We start from the raw sequence: 20,412 nt of genomic DNA on the forward strand, positions 1-20,412 counted from the left end.
TGGTGGAGGGAGCACGTTGTTGTCGGGAGAATCTGTGACTTCCCCAACACTTGAGGCTATCTATCATCGTCTGGTGACGCATTTTGGTCGCTTGCATGGGCCGCTGGCCGTGCGTCCCTGGTGGCCGATCTTTGGCGATGATCCGGCTTTCGAGATGCTTGTTGGGGCTGTGCTGGTGCAACAGACGCGCTGGGAGACGGTCGAGAAGGTCGTTCAGCGGTTGCTTGCGGCGGATCTGTTGTCGCCCGTTGCTCTGGGGCATGTGGAGGTTGCTGACCTGGTGCCACTGTTGCGTCCGGCGGCCTTTTATCCGCAGAAGGCGATCGGATTGCGAGCGCTTGCTGCTTATATTTTGACCGGGTATCATGGGAGTACGACGAGGCTGTTGGCGCGTCCCTTGGAAGATCTGCGCGCTGAGTTGCTTGCGTTGCCTCGGATTGGCCCCGAGACCTGCGATGTGACGATGCTTTATGGCGGTGGGCACCCGGTCTTTGTGGTTGATGCGTATACGCGGCGACTCTTTGCGCGCGTCGGGCCAGTTCCTCACCAGCATGAATATGAATGCTGGCGGCGCGACCGTTACGAGCAGGTGCGTCAGACGATTGAAGCGACCCTGGCCGCTTCTGTGCCTGCCGAGCCGCCGGTGGCGCTCTATGCCGAGTTTCATGCGCAGATCAACGAAGTCTGTGTGCGCTATTGTCTTGCTCGTCCGCGCTGCGACGGGCCTCCATCGCGCCGAGTCTATAGTCGTCAGGATGGCCGTGAGAGCTACCTTGACCATGCTGATGGCTGTCCGTTACGGGGGATCTGTCGATATTATCGTGAGGAGCAGCGCGATGCACCATCGCGACGAAGTAGTGGTCGCAACCGGGGGAAGCCTGCTTGAAGTTCTGGTGGTCTTTACCCGGCTTGGGTTGACCTCGTTTGGCGGGCCGGTGGCGCATCTGGGCTATTTTCGTGAAGAGCTTGTGCAACGGCGGCGCTGGGTAGACGAGGCAACCTATGCTGATCTTGTGGCGCTCTGTCAGTTTCTGCCAGGCCCTGCCAGTAGTCAGGTTGGGATTGCGCTGGGGACGGTACGGGCCGGTGTTTGGGGCGGCCTGATGGCCTGGCTTGGTTTTACGTTGCCCTCGGCGCTGGCGCTGACGGCCTTTGCGCTTGGTTTGGCTGCCCTGGGCACTGCAAGCGACAGTGGTTGGCTCCAGGGTCTCAAAGTGGTTGCCGTCGCTGTGGTGGCCCAGGCCGTCTGGGGGATGGCGAAGAATTTGACGCCCGATCGCCTGCGGGTGACTCTGGCTTTTGCGGCGGCGGTGCTGATCCTGGTCTGGCCAACGGCGCTTAGCCAGGTATTTGTGATTCTCGTGGGAGGGTTGGTGGGCTGGCGTTTGCTGGACGACGGATCGGTTGGCAAGACGGAGACGACGACCGCGATCCGTGTCCCGCGCTTGCTATCCTGGTTGAGCGCTGTGCTGATGGTGCTTGGCCTGGTTGGGTTGCCGTTGCTGACGTCCGCAACGCAGAGCCAGCCGATTGCGTTGATCGACGCCTTTTTTCGGGCTGGTTCGCTTGTCTTTGGTGGCGGGCACGTTGTGTTACCCCTGCTTGAAGCGTATGTGGTTGCACCAGGATGGGTGAGCGCTGAAGAGTTTATGGCGGGTTATGGGGCGGCTCAGGCGGTGCCGGGCCCGCTCTTTACGTTTGCAGCGTATCTTGGTGCGATCAGCAGCGTTCCACCAAATGGTTTGCTGGGGGCGGCTATCGCACTAACTGCCATCTTTTTACCCTCTTTTTTCCTGGTCTGGGCGGCTTTGCCGCTCTGGGCGCGTCTGCGTTCGGCGGCACCTGCGCAGGCAACCTTGCGTGGGGTGAATGCGGCAGTGGTAGGGATTTTGCTCGCTGCCCTATATGATCCGGTGATTACCAGTGCGATCCGCGGGCCACTTGAGGTTGCGGTGGCGCTGGTTGCTTTTGCCGCGCTGCAATTCTGGCGGGTTGCGCCGTGGATGGTGGTGATCGGGGTTGCCCTGATCGGGGCGGTCGTCTTGGGCTAGCAACGAGCAGCCCCAGGAATTGCGTTTGTGCTGGCGCAAGTTGGAGGGCGGTCGCCCTCAAGGTCAATTGATGCGAACACCACGAGTGATCACCGATGCGCCGCGACGGCGGAGTTCGCATAGATCGCGGCTGACGGTGGCGGTGCTGACCTGTAGCATCCGTGCGAGGTCGGCCAGGGTCGGCGCAGCCTCTTGCTCGCTTGCCTGGATAAGCAGGTCGTGCAGGTTCCGTTGACGTGCCTCGCGGTTGGGCCGTTCATCGGTGGTGTCGGGGAGTGACCAGAGAAGGCGGACTTCTTCCCAGGGATGCAAGGGCCGCCCGGTTGGGGCATATTTGCCGGCGAGGGTTATCAGGGGTATGTGCGCCTGTTGCCGTGCGACGGCGCGTGCGAGGCGCTTGGCAAAGGGTGTTGTCGGCATCCCTGCGGCGAGGTCGGGGGGGAGGGTTGCGGCCTGGGTGCAGAGTTGCTCCCAGGCTGTCTGGTAGAAGCGGGCGGCTTCACCGGTCTCCCCAAGCAATTCGGCGGTGAGCCCCAGGTAATAGCGGGGATCGACCAAGGTTTGCACGCGGGCCTCAAGTGCTGCGGTGCTTGCAGCCAGGTGAGCGTGCGCCTGGGCAAACTGCCCCTGGCGGGCGGCAGCGAGCGCCGCAATGGCAGTGATCAGGGCCTGGTAGAAGCGCACTCCCATGTGCATATAGATACGTTCGGCATGGGCCACTGCGGTTCCGGCCAGGGCAAAATCGCCGACTTCCAGGCCGATCACGGCTTGCCAGAGCTCGATTTCGCCGGCGACACGACGATCATCGCCGGTATGATTGCTTGCGCGGGCGGTCGCCAGATGATCACGGGCACAGGCAAACTCCTGGGTTGCCAGCGCAAGCATGGCTTGGCGGCAATGGGTCAACGCTGCATTGCCCCCGCGCTCGTGCCAGAGGGCAATGGCCTGGCTCAGCAAGCTCTCGGCGCGGTCGAAGGCCCCCACGAGGATCATCAACTCGGCTAGATTCTCGAGGTCAGGCGGGTCAACGGCCGCATTGCGGGCGCAACTGGTGATCACCTGTTCGTACCCGCAAATGGCTGCGGCCAACTTGCCTTCAGCCTGATCCAGCGCGGCCAGGTTGGCACTCGCCACCAACCCGGGCATGACCAACCCGTGCGCGTCACAAAAGGCCTTGACCTGATTGTAGTCGGCGCGTGCAGCCCCAAAATCACCGGCAAAATGGTGATAGACGGCGAGCTTGCCGAGAGCGGCCACCTCATCTTCGATTGAGCCGCAGGCCGCAGCCAGATCGCGTGCGTACTTCAGATGCGCGATACCTTCGTGCAACAGCTCGAGGCGCTGGGCCACCTTGCCATATTGAAAATGCAGCCGAACCAGTTGCTCTGGGGTAGCGTCGTTGCTCAACTGGTCAAGGGCCGTACGAATTTTTGCGAGAGCAACCTGATTTGCGCCAAGGGTGAGCAAGTACTCTATCTCGGCAAGGGTCAATTGCAGCCGCAACGGCCCTCGCGCTGGCAAATAGCCGTTGAGGGTCGCGATCGCCGCCGCCTGTTCTTGGGCATGTTCAGGTGGATGCCAGTTCCAGACCTGGAGTTGTTCAAAGAGCAGTTCGCTATGGTACTCGGTATGCAGGGCCGACGCCAGGCTACTCTGCGCTAATGCGTCGAGCGCGTGCTTGATCAGGCGGAGGGCGACACGATAATCGCCGCGTCGCCGCGCTTCTTTGCTGGCGGTGATGAGCAGCGGTAATGCCGCTTCCCACGACTCTGCGGCAAGGGCGTGCAAGGCACGGCGCAAGGGCGATGGACGAACATGTTTGTCGGGTAAGGCCAGCAGACGGGCATGATAGGTGCGTCGCGGTGCCGCGTCGAGCCGCTCGCGGGCGGCCTGAGCGATCAGGGCATGCGCATACGTGTAGCCAGAGGGACACTGGCGGACGATATGGCGCTGAACCATGCGTTGAGCCTGTTCGATGATGCTTGGCGCAGACCAGTCGGTCAGTTGTACCAGCGCTTCAACGCTCAGCGGTTCATTCTGCAGGGCCATCAAGGTGAGCAAGGTGAGCTCGCGCTCAGCGAGGCTATCGAGCCTGAGGCCGACCGTATGGGCGAGATCAGGCACTGGCTCGAGCTCGAACAGGCCCCCGTCAAGCATCCAGCGCCCATCACGCTCACGGCGAAGCAACCCATCTTCGAGCAACCAGGCCACAACTTCGCGCAGAAAGAGCGGGTGTCCTCCGGTGAAAGATACGATCTGTTCTACGGCAGCATCTGTCCATGGCCCCAGGGTCTCTTCAAGTAGCATACGACACGCTGCCTCATGCAGCGAGGCAAGCTCGAGGCAACGTCCTGTGGCGAGCGTACCAAGGCGTTGAAAGGCTGCCCAGCGCCCGCCTTCTTCGCGTGCTGATGGACGATAACTCACGATCAGCATCAACGGGCATTTGGTATGCATTGTGGCGAGCCGGGACAACAGGGCCAGATCCGCCTCGCTCGCCTCGTGCATGCCATCCAGGATGAGGAGGAGCGGCGTATGGCTGGTTAAACCTTCAAGCAGGTGCACGAAGGTTGCGTGATACGATTCAGCGGAGAGTTCAGGGTGGCTTGTGATCTGGGGAGTGAGTCCGCACGCATCATCAGGGGGAAAGAGCGCTGTTACCTGGTGATACCAGGTTGGCGGGAGGATGGCGGCCAGGTGTTCGTAGTGCAACGGGGTCAGCAATGATGCCAGGGCTTGTTCGAGGGTACTCCGGGTGGAATCGGTGGTTGCCCGTGCGACCTGCCAATTACGCCAGTGGGCATCACCAGCCACATAGTCAAGCAGGTAACTCTTGCCTATGCCCGCCATCCCTTCGAGTAAAATCAGCGTTGCGTGAGAACTGGCTTGGTCCATCCAATTCAAGATGCGCCGACGTTCATCGTCACGTCCCACAAGCGGTAACGTGGTCGGGAGCGCGGTTGGGGTTGGCCGTAGCGGTGGCGTGGTCTGGCGGATGAGGTACCGATAAGCCTGCTCGGTCTCGGGCCGTGGGGTAAAGCCAAATTCACGCTGGAGATGCTGGCACCATTGTTCATACTGTCTGATCGCCTCGCTGCGTGCCCCGAGGGCTTCAAAGACATGCAGCAAACTGACCTCGGCGACCTCGCGCAGGGGATCGAGTTGCAGCAACCGTAAGAGCAGATCCCGTGCTGACGCGAGTTGTCCTGCCTGGAGATCAACGGAGGCACACTGCTCTAAGCGGTTGAGTAAGCGTAAATGCAGCGTTTCGCGGGCAGGCAAGACCCACTCGTGATCGAGTTCAGGACAAAAGATCGGCTCGGGGCAAGCGAGAAGCAGTGTACGCTCGACCTGATCGGCTGGTTGGCGTAACAGGTGCTCGAAAGCGAGCAGATCACAATCATCCTGGGGTGCGAGGGTTAGCGCAAGCGTTGTGGGGGTTGTTTGCAGCCGTGCCGCCGGCAAGAGGCGGCGTAACAGGTAGATCGTATCAGAAAGGCGGCGTCGGGCCACAAGATCAGGCAGGTCAGGATCAAGTTGCCCCACCAGATAGCTACGGTCAACTGCTCGACCATGGTGCAGCAAGAGATAGGCGAGCAGGGCGTGGGCGCGTGAACGGGGAGGCAGGGCCAGAGTCTGCGTTCCCAGCATGACGCGAAATGGCCCGAGGATCCAGAGTGAGACCACGGATAAAGATGTGATATCGTGCGAGCCCATACATGCGCTATTCATGTCATATATGTACACTAGATCTTGATTATACCATGTTGCAAACAAAACGAGAGCCATACGAGAGCGAAGTTCTATAATGAGACCGTGCGCAACCTACTGTCCCCGGCAAGGAAGCTGTTTGCATCGCTGCCCTTCCCCTCCTTGCCATCTATGCCTGAGGGAGGTGCCTGATGTTACGTCCCCAACGCTTCCATGTGTTGATCGCTTTCGGTCTTATGGTGGTGCTCGCCTTTGGTTTCTGGCCGCAGGCCCAACCCCCTGTGGCCCGAGCTCAGGTCTTTGCTACGACGATTACGGTTGATAGCACAACCGATCCAGATCTCAGTATGTCGGCGACATGCGTCACGGCGAGTCCATGTACGTTACGTCGGGCGATTGTCCAGGCGCGGGCATCAACCACGCCGCGTCCTGTTTTGATCAACTTTAATCTGCCCGCCAATGAGGCGAATACCGGCGATGCCGCGGGAACCTGGACGATTGTGCTGAGCGAGGGTGTTGGTGCGAACCTGCGCGATCTCGCAGGTGGGCAAGTGACGATTGACGGCTCTACGCAACCAGGTGGGCGGGCCGTTGGCCCCAGGGTCTTTCTTCGTGGCTCGACCCAGGCTGACCGTTTTGTGATCAATGGCAATGAAAACCGGTTGATCGGATTGGGCTTTCAGTATTACAGCGTCATCTTCAACGGCAGTGACAATGGCGTCAGCGATGTCTGGAGTGGCCTGCGCGAGAGTGGTCAAGAGATCTTCTTTGTGCGGGGTGATCCAACCGTTGATAGCCGGGCGAGTTTTGAGGATGCCACGGCCAGTACTGGCAACACCTACAATAGATTGATTGTGACCGGATCGCGCACGGTCGCGATTAGCATGCGCGGAAGCAATGGCACGATCGAAGGGAGCCTCTTTGGTACCCGTGCCGATGGGACGGTGCCGACGATTGCGGCTGATCGCAAGTGCCGTCCGAATGCCCGTTACAACAACTGGTTTGGGGGTGCCGGGATTGCGCTGTTTGGCAGTGGCCATGTCGTCCGCGACAACCGCTTTGTCGGGTTGCTCTGGGCCAGCAACGATCCATTAAACACGCCGCCAACGGCCATTGATATTGATAAAGGCGGCAATCTGATCGAGAATAACATCATCGGGATTGATGCTGCTGTCCAGAAATTTGGTACCTGTGGCGATGCCATTCGCCTGACGAATCAGGGCAATGTCATCCGCGGCAATACCATTTATGGTGCCGGTACTCGCAACGACGATGTCAACAAAATTACCGAGGGCGAGCAGCCACAAACAGGCGCGATTGGACTGAGTGGCAGCGGCGTCTCGCTTGGCTCCAATCTGATCCGCAGCAACGTGGTCGAAGACTCGATTGCTCCGGTCTTCTTCTTTCCGAGTGTAACGGTCAATTACAGCTACTTCAACCCCGCGAAAGTGACGTCCATCGTAGGCCGTACCGTCTCGGGTACCTCGGGTGATCCGGGCGTACCGCCCCCGCCGGCGCAACCGGTGGATAGTACCTGCCCGAATTGTGTGATCGAACTCTTCCTCGACAATCGCGATGGCAATATCGAGACCCTGGAAGCGCTTGGCACGGTGACAGCCGATGCTCAAGGTAACTGGACGGCACCTGATATCTTGCCGCCCGGTGGTCTCGGCTCGAACCAGGGCCTTCGTACGCAGAGCACAACGACAGCTGAAGGCACGATCCAGGGCTTTGGGGCAGGCACAAGTACGCGTGTCTCGCGCAACCTCTACGGCCCTGATGGTGTGATCGCAACCCCGCCGCCACCAGTACGACCCGACGCTGATGCACCCACCGAGTTCACCCCGGTGCAAGCACGGCCAGTACCGCCGCTGCCTACCTATACCTTTGTGACCACCATTACTGTCAACAGCACGGCTGATCCTGATACAAGCTCGTCAACGAAGTGTGCGACGAACCCCTGTACCCTGCGGCGGGCAATTGTTCAGGCACGTGATCTGCCCGCGAACGAACGCCCGGTCTTGATCAACTTCAACATACCGACGACCGATCCGGGCTACAATGCTGCGCTGGAGGTCTGGCGCATTGATCTGAATAGCGCGGCCAGCAATGTTTTTCGGCGGTTGGAAGGGGGACAGATCGTCATTGATGGCACGACGCAGCCCGGTGGTCGCGCGACTGGGCCAAAGATCTTTGTCCGAGGAACGAATACCCAGCAGATCCTGATTGTGGATAGTCGCGACAATATCATTCGTGGTCTGGGTTTGCAGGGCTTTGGTCTTCAGGTCAATCTCGGTGGCAACTTCATCGAAGCGAACTGGCTCGGGCTCAACGAGGATGGGCAGAGTATCTACTACATCGGTGGCAACAACACGATTGATAACAAGGCGACGATTCAGGATGCCGAGACACCACCGGCCCAAGAAGGGGGTAATGTCTATCGCAACAATGTGGTGACTGGCTCGCGGGTGAGTGGCATGACTATCCGTAGTGACGACAGCTGGGTGGTCGGCAATTACCTCGGCACCCGCCCTGACGGCACCATCCCTGCGCCACCAGAGGGCGAGACGATCTGCACCGATCCCAACTGGATCGCGGGGCAAGGACTCAGCCTGCTTGGAGGGCTAGGCACACAGGCCGGTGGTCCAACTGAAGCTGAACGGAATTATATTGTTGGCCTGAGCATCCGCAGCAATGATCCCGCGTCAACCCAACCCTTTGGCATTCAGATCGGCAGTGTCGGCAACTATCTTGTCCAGAACAACTACATCGGGCGCGACACGGCGGGCAACGACGTGGGGGTCTGTGGTGAAGGCATCCGCATGTCGGGCAACTTCAGCGTCCTCCGTGAGAACTACATCGTCACCCCGCAGAACGCAGCGCTCAATCATCTACCCGATGTTGTCGGTGCGAACGCCAATACCTACCAGGGCAACCTGATCGTCACCAGCCAGCGGCCAATCATCTTTGGCCCGATTGTGCCGAACGATCTCGCCTATTTCAACCCTGGCAAGATCACGAGCATTGACGATACACTGGTGCGCGGTACCTCAGGCGATCCGGGCATCCCGCCAGGGGGCGCGCCGCCGGTTGACAGTACCTGCCCCTTCTGCACGATCGAGGTCTTTCTTGACAACGACGACAGCCTGGTCGAGACGCTCGAATCATTTGGCACAACGATGGCTGATGCCAATGGCAACTGGACCTTCACCCTGCCCCGTGCCCTCGAAGAAGGGGAACGGCTCCGTACGATGAGTACAACCAACAACTATGGTGTGATCAATCAGTACGAAGCAGGTACCAGCACCAAAGTCTCGGAACTATACCCACTCAACACCAACCGAGTCTTTCTACCCGTGGCGCTACGGTAAACGTACGTATGGCCTGCCCAAAGGCAGCAAAGCTGTCTTTGGGCAGGCCGTATTTGATCACCCCATCTGAGGTGGTGGGACGAGCCCGCGCTGCACCGCGACAATTGCCGCCTGGGTACGATTGCTTACTCCGAGTTTTTGAAAAATCTCACTCAGGCGATTCCCCACGGTCTTTTCAGAGAGGCTGAGTTTCAAGGCGATAGCTCGGTTATCATCGCCCTGCGCCACGAGGGCCAGGATATCACGTTCGCGAGGCGTCAACAGATCCGCACCAGCGATAGCCGTCTCGCCACGGCGCAGCAAATCAAGGACGCGTGCAGCGGCGCTTCCAGCCAGCGAAGCCTCACCACGGTGAACCAGGTGCACCGCCTCGATCAATTCATCGGAATCAGCATCTTTCAGCAGATAGGCATTGGCCCCGGCGCGCAGTGCTTCGAGCACCGTGCGTTCATCGCGATGCATGGTGAGCACGATACTGCGGGTATGTGGGCTTACCTGGGTAATCTGGCGAGCCGCCTCGATCCCTGTCATACCGGGCATCGAAACATCGAGTAGCGCGATATCGGGTCTTTGCTCACGCGCTGCTTCAACGGCGGCGATGCCGTCGCTGACCTCGGCGACAACTTTGAAGCCCCCCTTGCGTTCAAGGAGTTCACGCAGGCCCTGGCGGAACATCGTATGATCATCAGCGATCAGGAGGGTGATCTTCTCTTGCATATCTCGGTGCCCTGGTATAGGTGTGAGCAACGCCGATCATAGTGTACACCAGTTTCCGTCTTTCAGGTGCAGGGCGTAGCCCTGCACCTGAAAGACGGAAGTCACGATGCCTGGCGGCTGTCCAGCAGCAAGGTTTATCGTTTTGCCTGCCATTCACTGAGCAGAATGGCTGCCTGTTCGCTGGTTACTTCGGTTGTTGAGACGTCAAACCGTCGCTGCAATTCTTCATCAAGCTTGAGTGACCGACTTGCAGCGACCTTCGCCAGGGCTTTCAGTTGACGTTCGCTGGCAGGCTGATTTGGATCTGAACTGCTGCTTGCCGTAGGCTCGTTGACCATACGGGTGCGCGTCTCAGCGATGTAGCGCCCACGTTCTTCGGCCAGTTTTTTTAGGCCGTCAATAAAGAGTGAGGCCTGACCTTTCGTCATCGTCACCAGATCGACAGCTTGATCGGCTGCATGGGCTGCCAGTTGTTCGTTTGTCCAGGTCAGTTGATCCTGCAACGTCGCAATATAATTGCGTTGTTTGTCACTGGCAGGAGCGTCGGGATCGCGTACCGTCATTGGACCTGGCGTATGGTGCGTTTCGCGTAGTGTGACGATCTGTTGCTCAAACGACTCCCGTTGCGCTTGATAGATGCGCCAGCCAAGCTCAACCGCCTGTTGCACATCACTCTCGGAAGCGTCAACCGGTAACGTGATTGACTCTTCGAGCGTCATAAAGTCTTCACCGAGCCGAATAGCTGCCCGATAGGTGCGGGTCACGGTGCGTGTGGTGTTCCCTGTACTTTCCATTGCGTGTCTCTTTGCTTTGCATTGTGCTTACGTTGCCTTCGTTGCGGGCTAGTATCTATTATAGCACACTTGTTTTTATTTTGCAAGAAGGTAAACTGATGCGCTCCTTTAGACTACGGGAGTGACGCCGCGAACGATGACTTGCCCGTGCTCAAGGCGTTCGACCTGCGCCAGGGCGGCCACAGGAATGCCGAGGGCCTCGATGCCTGTACGTCCGTGTTGAAACAGTTTCTCGACCACAAATCCTGCGACTACCAGGCTTGCGCCGGCTTCACGCACCAACTCGGCCAGGGCCACTGCCGTTCGTCCGTTGGCGAGAAAGTCATCGACCAGGGCAACCCTGGTGCCAATGGGCAGATAGCGGGCCGAGACGACGAGGCGGGCTGCACCACCTTTCGTTGGTGAAGGCACGAGGCGTGAGAGCGCAGGGGCTTCAACTTCGGGTGAATATTTTTTCGCATAGACCATCGGGCATCCCAGGGCCATTGCGGTCGCCAGCGCAGGGGCAATGCCACTCGCCTCGGCGGTCAAGATCAATTCAGGATGGAAGGGACGCAAACGCTCGGCCATTGCTTCGCCCATCGCCTGCATCAACTCGGGTTCGATCCGGTGATTCAAGAAGTGATCAATCTTCAGGATGCGGTCATTTACGACGGTTGCTTCAGCTATGATGCGCTCGACCAGTGGCAAGAAAGGCGCGACGAGCAGTTCTGATAGTGGTTCATCCTTACCAAGCACACAATCCTCCGTTCCTCCCTGCGTTGCATACCAGTGCTATCTATGTTACCATAGCAGGAAGCGCCGTTGCCTGTCGCCAAGACAGGCTTTTTATATTCTCTTGCAGAGGTAGCTATGTCGGTGGGTGTTGCGTATACGTTGACGGTGCGTTGTCAAATTGACAATCGCCCCGGGATGCTCGGCCGGCTCACGACGCGCATTGGTGAAGTCGGTGGCGATATTGGCGCGATTGATATTGTCCGCGCCGAACGCAATGTGCTGGTGCGCGATATAACTGTACGGGTACAGGACGAGCAGCACGGCGAGACGTTGATCGAAGAGTTGAATGCGATTCCAGGCATTACAGTGCTTCAGGTAAGCGATCGCGTTTTTCTCGCCCACCTCGGCGGTAAGCTTGCAATGCAGAGTAAGGTGCCGCTCAAGAACCGCGATGATCTTTCCCTGGCTTATACTCCCGGTGTGGCCCGCGTCTGTCGGGCGATTGCCGATGATCCTGAGAAAGTCTTTTCACTGACCTGGAAGTCCAATAGTGTGGCAGTGGTCAGTGATGGTAGTGCGATCCTCGGTCTGGGCAATCTCGGCCCCGAGGCTGCGATGCCGGTGATGGAGGGCAAGGCGATCCTCTTTAAGGAACTCGCTGATATTGATGCGGTTCCGATCTGCCTCCGTTCGCAGCATCCCGAGTTGATTGTCCAAACGGTTGAACAGATTGCAGCGGGTTTTGGCGGCATTAATCTTGAAGATATTGCTGCCCCTAGTTGCTTTCTGGTGGAAGGTCGCCTCCACGAGAGCCTCAATATTCCGGTGATGCACGACGATCAGCACGGTACCGCAGTGGTGGTGCTCGCTGCACTGCGCAATGCGTTACGCCTTGTGGGCAAGGATCTGCGTGAGGTGCGGGCTGTCGTCAATGGCGTTGGCGCAGCCGGCACCGCGATTATTCGGGCCTTGCTCGAGGCTCATATCGGTGAGGTGACTGCCGTCGATCGTTATGGGATCCTCTGTGAAGGCGATGACCATGTGCAGACCACGATGCAGCGCATTATTGCTTCACAGACCAATCGCGAGCGTCGCCGTGGGACGCTTGTGGAGGCGATCCGTGGCGCTGATGTGTTTGTTGGGGTCTCGAAGGGCGGTGTGCTCACTCCTGAATTGGTGCGCAGCATGGCTCCCGATCCGATTGTCTTTGCTCTGGCGAATCCGGTGCCCGAAGGTGACCCCGAGATGCTCCGTGAATATGCACGGGTTGTCGCAACTGGTCGCTCGGATCAACCCAATCAGATCAATAATGTGCTCTCCTTCCCTGGGATTTTTCGTGGGGCACTCGATGTCAATGCGGCGAAGATGACCGTTGGCATGCGCCTCGCAGCGGCTGAGGCCCTTGCCAATGTAATTCCCGATGAAGAGATTAGCGAAGAATATATTGTCCCAAGCGTCTTTAATCGTGCGGTGGTGCCCACGATCGCGACTGCGGTTGCGCTCGCGGCCATCGAGGAAGGTGTGGCGCGGCGCGATCATCTGCCCTCACGTGGCGGTGACTAACGCGGGAGGCGTGTGTGCCCAAACGATTGCCAATGTGGGCGACTGCGACCCTTTACGGGACGTTGATCGTTGCCCTCAGTATGGGGGTTCGCCAGACGTTTGGGGTGTTTCTCCTCCCCATCAGTGAGACCCTTGAGATCGGGCGTTCGCAAGTCAGCCTGACGCTTGCCGTTCAGAATTTGATCTTTGGCCTCGGCCAGCCCTTCATTGGTGCTCTGGCTGATCGCCGTGGCGTCCGCCCAATCCTGATGCTCGGGGTGCTCCTCTATGCCCTCGGTCTCTGGGGCGTCACGGTGGTGACCAATGTCTGGGGGCTGTTGCTCTCCCTCGGTTTGGTTGTCGGCCTCGCGCAGAGTATGACGACCTTTGTCGTGATCTTTAGTGCCCTTGGTGCGCTCGTGCCGCCTCAGCGGCGTGGCCTGGCGTTTGGTCTGGTGACTGCTGGAGGTTCGCTGGGCATGTTCGCCTTTGTGCCTCTTGCGCAGATTCTACTCAGTATGATGTCATGGCAGGGCGCTCTGGTGAGCCTTGCGCTGCTCATCCTGCTGATCCTGCTCTTTGCCCTCGCGTTTCGTCGTCCGACCTCATCGGCGAGCCAGGCCGCCGCGCTGCCTTCCGCATCGCTCAAGCCGGTGATCGCGACGGCCCTCCGCCATCCAGGGTACCTGTTGCTCAATCTGGGTTTTTTTGTTTGTGGTTTCCATGTGGCGTTCATTGCGATCCACTTCCCCGCCTATCTCGCTGATTATGCGGTCGCGCCATTTGTCGCAGCCAGCGCCCTTGCGGTGATTGGTCTGGCGAATGTGGTTGGTTCGTACCTCTTTGGCTCGCTCAGCGATCGCTTTGTCAAAAAACGGGTGCTGAGTGGGCTCTATTTTGCGCGAGCGGTCGTCTTTGTGCTCTTCCTCCTTTTGCCGGTGACTGGTACGTCGGCGCTCGTCTTTGGCTTTGCGATTGGCTTGCTCTGGCTTGGTACCGTGCCTCTCACCAGCGGCCTCGTGGCCCAATTATTTGGGGTGCGGTATCTCGGGACGCTCTATGGCATTGTCTTCTTGAGTCATCAGGTCGGGGCGTTTCTTGGGGCTTGGCTCGGTGGTGCGGTCTATGATGTGACGGGATCGTATTTGCCGGTGTGGTATACCGCCCTCGCCTTGAGCCTCGTTGCGGCGTTTATTCATGTGATCCTTGATGACCGCCCCGTGCGAGGTCTGCAGGAGCAACGCGTATGACTGATGGTTCCGCATTGCTGGGGGAAACAGAACTGCCCGCGTTTGCGCAGGCAGTTGAGGGGGATGGTTTGCTCGCCTGGATCGCAGTGGTGGCCCTAGTACTGCTCGCTTTCGGCAGTGTAACCCTCTGGGTCGTCTGGTTCGCGATGGCCCCGAGCCTCCAACTCACTGATCCAACCTGGTTTTTCCTCTGTAGCTAGTGTTCAGCGACCCCAAGGCCCTGTTCGGTAAATTGCAACCGGTAGAGCCGGTGGTAGTAGCCACGCCGGGCCAGCAACTCGTCGTGCGTGCCGTCCTCGACGACGCGGCCCTGGTGTAAGACGATAATGCGATCAACATGGCGAATTGTGCTCAGGCGATGGGCAATAATGATGCTCGTGCGGCCGTGCAGCATCCGCTCGAGTGCATCCTGGATCAGAGCTTCCGTTGCCGTGTCAACACTGCTGGTCGCCTCGTCGAGGATCAAGAGCACTTCGGGGTTGAAGGCCAGCGCTCGCGCAAAAGCGAGCAACTGCCGTTGGCCAAGGGAGAGATTGGCCCCACGTTCACGGACTTCGTGCTCGTACCCATTGGGTAGACGCTCGATAAAGGTCGCTGCATTCACCATTTCAGCGGCCCAGCGCATGCGTGCATCGTCTATGGCCGTACTATGCAGGCGAATATTGCTGGCAATTGTCCCCGAAAAGCAGACCGGATCTTGCGGCACGGCGGCAATATGCTGCCGTAACTCGTGCTGGCGCAGATCACGCAGATCGATCCCATCAAGCGTAATGCGTCCTCCCTGGACATCATAAAAACGGGCCAGCAAGCCAACGAGACTGCTCTTGCCCGCCCCGGTTGCCCCGACAATTGCCACGGCCTGACCGGCTGGAATGTGCAGGCTGATCCCCTTAAGCACCGGCTCATTGGGGTCATACCCGAAAACAACGTTTTCGAGGCGAATTTCGCCGCGGACAGGCTGGGGCAGGGTCACAGGATGTTCGGGGTCACGCACCTCTTCGGTTGTATCAAGCACCCCCACCACGCGCTCGGCAGAAGCCATTGCGGCCTGCAAGATGGTATACCGCTCGGCGAGGTTACGGATGGGCTGAAAAGCGCGTTCGGTATAGAGCACAAACGCTGCCAACATACCGATCGATGCCCAGCCGCTCATCACGCCATAGCCACCACCCCAGAGAACAGCTGCGGTACCAATCGCGGCCATCAGTTGAACTGTGGGCATAAAAATGGCAAAGATCAGCAAGGATCGCACATTGGCCTGAAGGTAGGCTTCACTCAACCCACTGAAATGGCGTTGACTGGTCACCTCGCGGCCAAAGAGTTGGGTCACGAGGACGCCGCTGATCTGCTCGTTGAGAAACGCATTGATCTTTGCCAGCCGCTCGCGCACCAGGCGATACGTCGCCCGCATCATCCGCTGATAGATGGCAACTATCAGCATCAGGATGGGCAGCGTAGCGAGACTGATCAAGGCTAGCCGCCAGTTCAAGAAAAACATAATGCCAATAATGCTTAACAGTGTCACCAGATCAGCTAGGATGAGCACCAACCCCTGGGTCAAAAACTCATTGAGCGCATCAACATCGTTGGTAATGCGCGTCAGCAGCCGCCCGACCGGGTTACGGTCGTGGAAGCTCAAACTGAGCTGCTGGAGGTGCTGAAAGAGTTGCTTGCGCAAATCCATCACGACCGACTGGCCGGCGCTGTTTATGATATAGCTATGGGTATAACGCAGCGCAAAGCTGCTTGCCAGCACCAGCACATACAGGGCGAAAATTGGCCAGAGTCCCTCGAGGCGGCCCTCGCTAATTGGCCCATCAATGGCCTGCAAGACGAGCAAGGGTGGCACGATCTCGGTCAGCGCTGCCCCAAAGAGGAGCACCAGGGCCAGGGTCAGTTGCCGCCAGTAGGGCATGACAAAGACCACCATTCGGCGCATCAGTCGCCCATCATAGGCTTTCCCAAGGATTACATCATCATCAAAGCCACGTGCCATCGCATCATCCTCACCATTGGTCTTATGCCGATAATTCCGCTTCGAGCAATTCGCGCCGATACATCGCTGCATACTGCCCGCCGAGCTTCAGCAACGCACTATGGTTGCCTTGCTCAATAATCTGTCCATCGTGCAACACCACAATCTGGTCAACCTCGCGTACCGTTGCAATGCGTTGCGCAATGATAATCGTCGTCCGTCCACGCATCACCTCGCGCAGCCCGGCGAGGATTTGCGCCGCAGTCTGCGTATCAACGCTGCTCAATGCATCGTCGAGTACCAGCACTGGCGGATTGCGGAGGATTGCCCGTGCAAGCGAGACCCGTTGCTTTTGCCCGCCCGACAGGGTTACGCCACGTTCACCAACCATCGTATCCAGGCCATCGGGAAACTGGGCCAGATCATTGGCGAGGCGTGACACCGTCACGGCGTGCTCAATGCGTGCATCCAGGGCCGCATCGTGCCCTCCTTCCACCCCAAAAGCCACATTTTCGCGCAACGGCACACTAAAAAGAAAGGTCTCTTGGGGCACATACCCAATCGCACGCCGTAGATCGCCTAGATCCAGGGTTTGGACATTGATGCCATCGAGGAGCACCTGACCCTCATCGGGATCACGGACGCGTGACAAGAGATTGACGAGCGTTGTTTTGCCCACTCCGGTTGCGCCCACGATCGCCAACGAATGTCCTGCCGGAACGTGGATCGACAGATCGCGTAGCATCCACTCAGCCCGTCGCTCGGGGCACTGTGCTGTCGTTGCGTGATTGGCAGGTTCTTCATAGCGTAGCCCGACACGCCGAAACTCCAACTCACCACGGGGGTTGGGCAAAGGACGGGCATCGGGTGGATTGACCACTGCTGGCTGATAGCGCAGCACCTCCATCAAGCGCCCCATCGAAGCTGAGGCCTGCTGATAGAGGGAAACCATCCAGCCGAGCATAATCATTGGGAAGGCCAGTAAGCCCAAATATGCATTGAACTGCACCAGTTCACCGATGGTCAACGCACCGGCTACCACCAGACGCCCACCAACGAGCAGCACCAACGCGGCGACGATGCCAAGGCAGAGCGCCATCGCAGGCCAGAGCGCCCCACTGAGCAGCACATAGCGGAGATTCAGTTCGCGATAGCGCTCATTCTCAGCGGCAAAGACCCCGAGCTCGGCATCTTCCTGGGCATAGGCCTTGATCGTACGAATCCCAGAGAAATGCTCTTGGACACGGGTCGAAATGACACCGAATTGATCTTGCACGCGGGTAAAGGCCGTACGCATGCGATTGCCGAGCAGGACAAACACCACGGTTGCCACCGGCATAAGGAGCATCACAATCAGGGCCAGGGTCACATTCATCATCAACATCAAGACTGCGGCGGCCAGAAAGGTTAACAGAGCCGTTGCGGTGCCATTGATCCCAGGGCCGAGCAATTGACGGACGGCGCTGAGGTCATTGGTGGCACGGGCCATCAAATCGCCGGTATGATTGCGGCTAAAAAAAGCCTGATCGAGCCGCATATAGTGGGCAAAGAGTTGGGTGCGGAGATCGTACTCGATCTGATAGGAAACCCCGGCCAGCGTCATGCGCTGAATAAAACGAAAGACACCGTCAGCAAGGGCGACGATGATGAGCATCACACCATACCCGAGGATGCTCGTCAGCACCAGTTGGCCGGTTGCCAGTTCATCAACGGCAAGCCGCAAGATATATGGTCCAAGCGCACTCACCGAGGCAGCAAAGGCTGCACAAATCAAGCCTGCCAACAATGACCAGCGATAGCGCCTGAGATAGGGGATAAGATAACGAAGATTGGACATAGGGCACCATTGGTGAATAGTTGCTACACATTAACTTTTCGAAGAGAGACACCTGTTCGAGAAGATAGAGTGAGTATAGCATTGCTCTAGGGGGTTGTAGTCAGTCGTAAGGCTGATGGAAAGCGGTGCAAAAGACCATGAAACTGGTTGATTTTTCTTAAAAGCAACGGATTGACATTTTTTCTTGACTCCTATATAATTTAGGGCAATGAGCCAAGCAATCTACTACGCTTCCAGACGCACTGGCAAACCGACCTCAGCACGGCTGGGATCTCATTGTAGTAGTGCTTTGCTCCCACCCCGACAAAGGGTATGGAAGGTGCGACGACCGCCGCCAGGCGCGCAAGTCGTACCTGGTGTGTTCGGCCCTGGCGCTCGTAGTTGAAGTATCGGAGGTCCGCTCATGCGTGACGATGACGATCTGGTTCCCCCCAAATGGCGGTCGTTGTTCAACAATCAGGACTGGCTGGTTCATGACATCATGGTCAAATCCTTCTGGGCATTCGGTGTCATCGCCGTGATTGCTCACACTCTGGTCTGGGTGTGGCGTCCGTGGCTCAACGCCGGTTTCTAGCTCGGTCGGGTACAGGTGTGCGCGACGATGGTGGGCAATCGGCCCTGATTCAGATGCAACCTCTCCCAAAACCTGTTAAGGAGTTGACTTATGATGCCTCCACGCAGTGCAGTTCGCACCAACATCGTGATTTTTACGATCCTCGGCTTTGTCGTGGCTTTGCTCATCCACTTCATTGTGCTCAGTTCGGTTCGGTACAACTGGCTTGACAACCTCACACCAGATGGCGTAGTTGCGCCTGTGATGACAATGTTGCTCCAACTGTTCGCTATGTTCGGCTAGGTGCCGCTGGCGCTGGCGCGTCGCCAACTTATCGTGCGACACAAACGAAGCAACAGCCGCCAGCACACCATGCTGGTGGCTGTTGTCTTGTAAGCAATGCAACTGCACTTTTTTTGCACATATTCCAAAAGTTGACCTTCCGAAGTATCAGGTGTATACTGGCGCTACATTCAACTGGCTTGCCAGAGACCCTGCTACGGCTCAGCCTGATGGGTTGAGCAACGCAATCGTTTGCTGTCCCTCTTAAAGTGCTGCACGTCGGAGCCGGCCCCGGAGCCTCGGCACCGCCGAGCTGCTGATCCGGAGTTGAGGAGACCCTTATGCAATCGCCAACTCGACCGACAGATCGACAGGCGGCGATCTTTATTTCGGTGGCTGTAGGAATTGTGGTAGCTGTTGTGACTACGGCAACGTTCTGGTGGATCTACAGCCTGACGCTTGGTCCCGAACGGGCAGCAGCGGCGTTGACCGCCAATGCCCCGTGGAGTCCAAGTCAAGGCATCAAAGCCATCACCGATGCCGCACCCAATGTCCCTCCCGAAGGTCGCCAGGTTTGGCTTGGCAGTCAGGCGTGGACTGAGGGTGTTCAGGCTGGACAAGCCTGGGTGGACGCTAACCCCAATACCGTCAATGTCCAGGTGCTCTCAGGCATGACCTCAGCACAGGTATGGACGTATATGCAGCAGTATGTCTCAGGTGGCCTGGGCGTCGGCTGTCAGTATTGCCATAATCTGCAGAACTTTGCCAGTGATGAGTATGCCCAGAAAATCTCGGCGCGCAACATGCTCTATCTGGTATCTGATGTCAACACCGAATTTATTGTTGATCTGCCCAACTGGCGTGGCAACTATGTCCAGTGTGCGACGTGTCACTACAACGAGCCCAAGAATCTTGAGGCCGTTGGGACGCAGTTTATCAAGAGTGTGCCCGATATCCCGGTCGTGGTTGATCCCCTCGACGAGAATGGGATGCCCATCCTCGATCCGGCCCTGAAACCCGAAGAGATTCGTGGTCAGGTTGGTCTTCAGGATGCGGTGCTCTTCTACATTTACAACTATCAGATCTGGCGGCCGTTTGATCCTGCTGATGAAGAGAGTGGCCGTGGTTCACTTGCGCTGACCCTTGATGGTGGTCGTACCCAGGATCAGGTGACGATCAACCAGAATGTGATGAATTACAATTCCTGGGCGCTTGGTCAAGGCTGTGTCTATTGTCATAACTCGCGCAACTTTACTGCGTATGAATTAGGTGCGGCAAGTAACATCACCAACCCGGAAGCTGGCTATAACAAGCTGAAGGCAGCGCGGATGATGCAGTTGACAACCTGGCTTGCGTTCAACTGGACGATCAATGGGGCGATGCCGTACGGTGCGGTGCCGACGGCATTAGAAGGTGGAGCTAGTCGGTTCTCATATCGCAACATTGATGGTGAGATATTTAACGTGCCAGGGTGTTATACTTGTCACAGGGGTGTGAACATTCCGACCGGTGCGATCAATCAGACGCAAATTCCGGCTGGTGATGCAGGAGTGGTTGTTCTCCCGCCCGTCCTTCGTGGCAATTAGCCAATCGGTTGAGTAGTTCGTGTGCT

At 58.0% G+C, this 20,412-nt stretch carries 15 protein-coding genes; 9 read left to right on the forward strand and 6 right to left on the reverse strand.

Going from position 1 to position 20,412, the window contains the following annotated elements; translation table 11 throughout:
* The first annotated feature begins 34 nt into the window (after positions 1 to 34).
* Positions 35 to 886 carry a Fe-S cluster assembly protein HesB gene (locus EKD05_RS08410; RefSeq protein ID WP_240695690.1) on the forward strand — a complete coding sequence of 284 codons (852 nt, stop codon included), beginning with the start codon at positions 35 to 37 and terminating at the stop codon, positions 884 to 886.
* Positions 837 to 2,051, forward strand: a complete 1,215-nt coding sequence (chrA, locus tag EKD05_RS08415; RefSeq protein ID WP_129671987.1) for a chromate efflux transporter — start codon at positions 837 to 839, stop codon at positions 2,049 to 2,051. Before EKD05_RS08410 ends, chrA begins: the two co-directional genes overlap by 50 nt.
* A gap of 63 nt (positions 2,052 to 2,114) precedes the next feature.
* Here chrA and EKD05_RS08420 read toward each other — a convergent pair whose 3' ends face one another.
* Positions 2,115 to 5,768: an AAA family ATPase gene (locus tag EKD05_RS08420; RefSeq protein WP_165360645.1), complete on the reverse strand. Its 3,654-nt coding sequence runs from the start codon at positions 5,766 to 5,768 to the stop codon at positions 2,115 to 2,117.
* A gap of 185 nt (positions 5,769 to 5,953) precedes the next feature.
* Here EKD05_RS08420 and EKD05_RS08425 point away from each other — a divergent pair, with 185 nt between their 5' ends.
* Entirely contained in the window at positions 5,954 to 9,133 is a 3,180-nt protein-coding gene (locus EKD05_RS08425; protein ID WP_129671989.1) for a hypothetical protein, read from the forward strand.
* A gap of 57 nt (positions 9,134 to 9,190) precedes the next feature.
* Here EKD05_RS08425 and EKD05_RS08430 read toward each other — a convergent pair whose 3' ends face one another.
* The 3 genes from EKD05_RS08430 to EKD05_RS08440 form a co-directional block, all read right to left on the reverse strand.
* On the reverse strand, positions 9,191 to 9,850 hold the full coding sequence (locus EKD05_RS08430) for a response regulator transcription factor (protein ID WP_129671990.1): 660 nt from the start codon (positions 9,848 to 9,850) through the stop codon (positions 9,191 to 9,193).
* Between the two features lie 134 nt (positions 9,851 to 9,984).
* The gene (locus EKD05_RS08435; RefSeq protein ID WP_129671991.1) at positions 9,985 to 10,644 is read right to left on the reverse strand and encodes a hypothetical protein; all 660 of its coding nucleotides are present in this window, start codon (positions 10,642 to 10,644) and stop codon (positions 9,985 to 9,987) included.
* A gap of 108 nt (positions 10,645 to 10,752) precedes the next feature.
* On the reverse strand, positions 10,753 to 11,382 hold the full coding sequence (locus tag EKD05_RS08440) for a xanthine phosphoribosyltransferase (RefSeq protein ID WP_129671992.1): 630 nt from the start codon (positions 11,380 to 11,382) through the stop codon (positions 10,753 to 10,755).
* Between the two features lie 114 nt (positions 11,383 to 11,496).
* On the opposite strand from EKD05_RS08440, the gene EKD05_RS08445 reads away from it, so the two are divergent.
* The 3 genes from EKD05_RS08445 to EKD05_RS08455 are packed head-to-tail and all read left to right on the forward strand — an operon-like array spanning position 11,497 to position 14,353.
* Positions 11,497 to 12,924 (forward strand): malic enzyme-like NAD(P)-binding protein, encoded by a 1,428-nt coding sequence (locus EKD05_RS08445; protein WP_129671993.1) that lies wholly within the window; start codon positions 11,497 to 11,499, stop codon positions 12,922 to 12,924.
* A 14-nt stretch (positions 12,925 to 12,938) separates the two neighbouring features.
* A complete protein-coding gene (locus EKD05_RS08450) occupies positions 12,939 to 14,153 on the forward strand; it encodes an MFS transporter (protein WP_205703895.1) in 1,215 nt (404 codons plus the stop codon).
* Complete coding sequence (locus tag EKD05_RS08455; protein ID WP_129671994.1) at positions 14,150 to 14,353, forward strand: hypothetical protein; 204 nt, start codon at positions 14,150 to 14,152, stop codon at positions 14,351 to 14,353. The genes EKD05_RS08450 and EKD05_RS08455 overlap by 4 nt, the downstream gene beginning before the upstream one ends.
* On the opposite strand, the gene EKD05_RS08460 is transcribed toward EKD05_RS08455, so the two are convergent.
* Positions 14,350 to 16,149 carry an ABC transporter ATP-binding protein gene (locus EKD05_RS08460; RefSeq protein WP_129671995.1) on the reverse strand — a complete coding sequence of 600 codons (1,800 nt, stop codon included), beginning with the start codon at positions 16,147 to 16,149 and terminating at the stop codon, positions 14,350 to 14,352. The genes EKD05_RS08455 and EKD05_RS08460 overlap by 4 nt on opposite strands.
* 22 nt (positions 16,150 to 16,171) lie before the next feature.
* Complete coding sequence (locus EKD05_RS08465) at positions 16,172 to 17,965, reverse strand: ABC transporter ATP-binding protein (protein WP_129671996.1); 1,794 nt, start codon at positions 17,963 to 17,965, stop codon at positions 16,172 to 16,174.
* 403 nt (positions 17,966 to 18,368) lie between these two features.
* Between EKD05_RS08465 and pufB the strand changes: the two genes are divergently transcribed.
* The 3 genes from pufB (at position 18,369) to puf2C (ending at position 20,386) form a co-directional block, all read left to right on the forward strand.
* Positions 18,369 to 18,539: a light-harvesting antenna LH1, beta subunit gene (gene pufB / locus EKD05_RS08470; RefSeq protein WP_129671997.1), complete on the forward strand. Its 171-nt coding sequence runs from the start codon at positions 18,369 to 18,371 to the stop codon at positions 18,537 to 18,539.
* Between the two features lie 93 nt (positions 18,540 to 18,632).
* Positions 18,633 to 18,821, forward strand: coding sequence for a light-harvesting protein (locus EKD05_RS08475; RefSeq protein ID WP_129672044.1), 189 nt, complete (start codon positions 18,633 to 18,635; stop codon positions 18,819 to 18,821).
* 320 nt (positions 18,822 to 19,141) lie between these two features.
* Complete coding sequence (gene puf2C, locus EKD05_RS08480) at positions 19,142 to 20,386, forward strand: cytochrome c-554 Puf2C (RefSeq protein ID WP_129671998.1); 1,245 nt, start codon at positions 19,142 to 19,144, stop codon at positions 20,384 to 20,386.
* Positions 20,387 to 20,412: the final 26 nt, after the last annotated feature.

Source organism: Candidatus Chloroploca sp. Khr17 (assembly GCF_004138165.1).
Taxonomy (GTDB): Bacteria; Chloroflexota; Chloroflexia; order Chloroflexales; family Chloroflexaceae; genus Chloroploca.

Bases quoted from the DNA above. Each gene is read 5' to 3' on its own strand.
- chrA (WP_129671987.1), top strand. From the start codon at position 837: ATGCACCATCGCGACGAAGTAGTGGTCGCAACCGGGGGAAGCCTGCTT.
- EKD05_RS08420 (WP_165360645.1), bottom strand. From the start codon at position 5,768: ATGGGCTCGCACGATATCACATCTTTATCCGTGGTCTCACTCTGGATC.
- EKD05_RS08425 (WP_129671989.1), top strand. From the start codon at position 5,954: ATGTTACGTCCCCAACGCTTCCATGTGTTGATCGCTTTCGGTCTTATG.
- EKD05_RS08430 (WP_129671990.1), bottom strand. From the start codon at position 9,850: ATGCAAGAGAAGATCACCCTCCTGATCGCTGATGATCATACGATGTTC.
- EKD05_RS08435 (WP_129671991.1), bottom strand. From the start codon at position 10,644: ATGGAAAGTACAGGGAACACCACACGCACCGTGACCCGCACCTATCGG.
- EKD05_RS08445 (WP_129671993.1), top strand. From the start codon at position 11,497: ATGTCGGTGGGTGTTGCGTATACGTTGACGGTGCGTTGTCAAATTGAC.
- EKD05_RS08455 (WP_129671994.1), top strand. From the start codon at position 14,150: ATGACTGATGGTTCCGCATTGCTGGGGGAAACAGAACTGCCCGCGTTT.
- EKD05_RS08460 (WP_129671995.1), bottom strand. From the start codon at position 16,149: ATGGCACGTGGCTTTGATGATGATGTAATCCTTGGGAAAGCCTATGAT.
- EKD05_RS08465 (WP_129671996.1), bottom strand. From the start codon at position 17,965: ATGTCCAATCTTCGTTATCTTATCCCCTATCTCAGGCGCTATCGCTGG.
- pufB (WP_129671997.1), top strand. From the start codon at position 18,369: ATGCGTGACGATGACGATCTGGTTCCCCCCAAATGGCGGTCGTTGTTC.
- EKD05_RS08475 (WP_129672044.1), top strand. From the start codon at position 18,633: ATGCCTCCACGCAGTGCAGTTCGCACCAACATCGTGATTTTTACGATC.
- puf2C (WP_129671998.1), top strand. From the start codon at position 19,142: ATGCAATCGCCAACTCGACCGACAGATCGACAGGCGGCGATCTTTATT.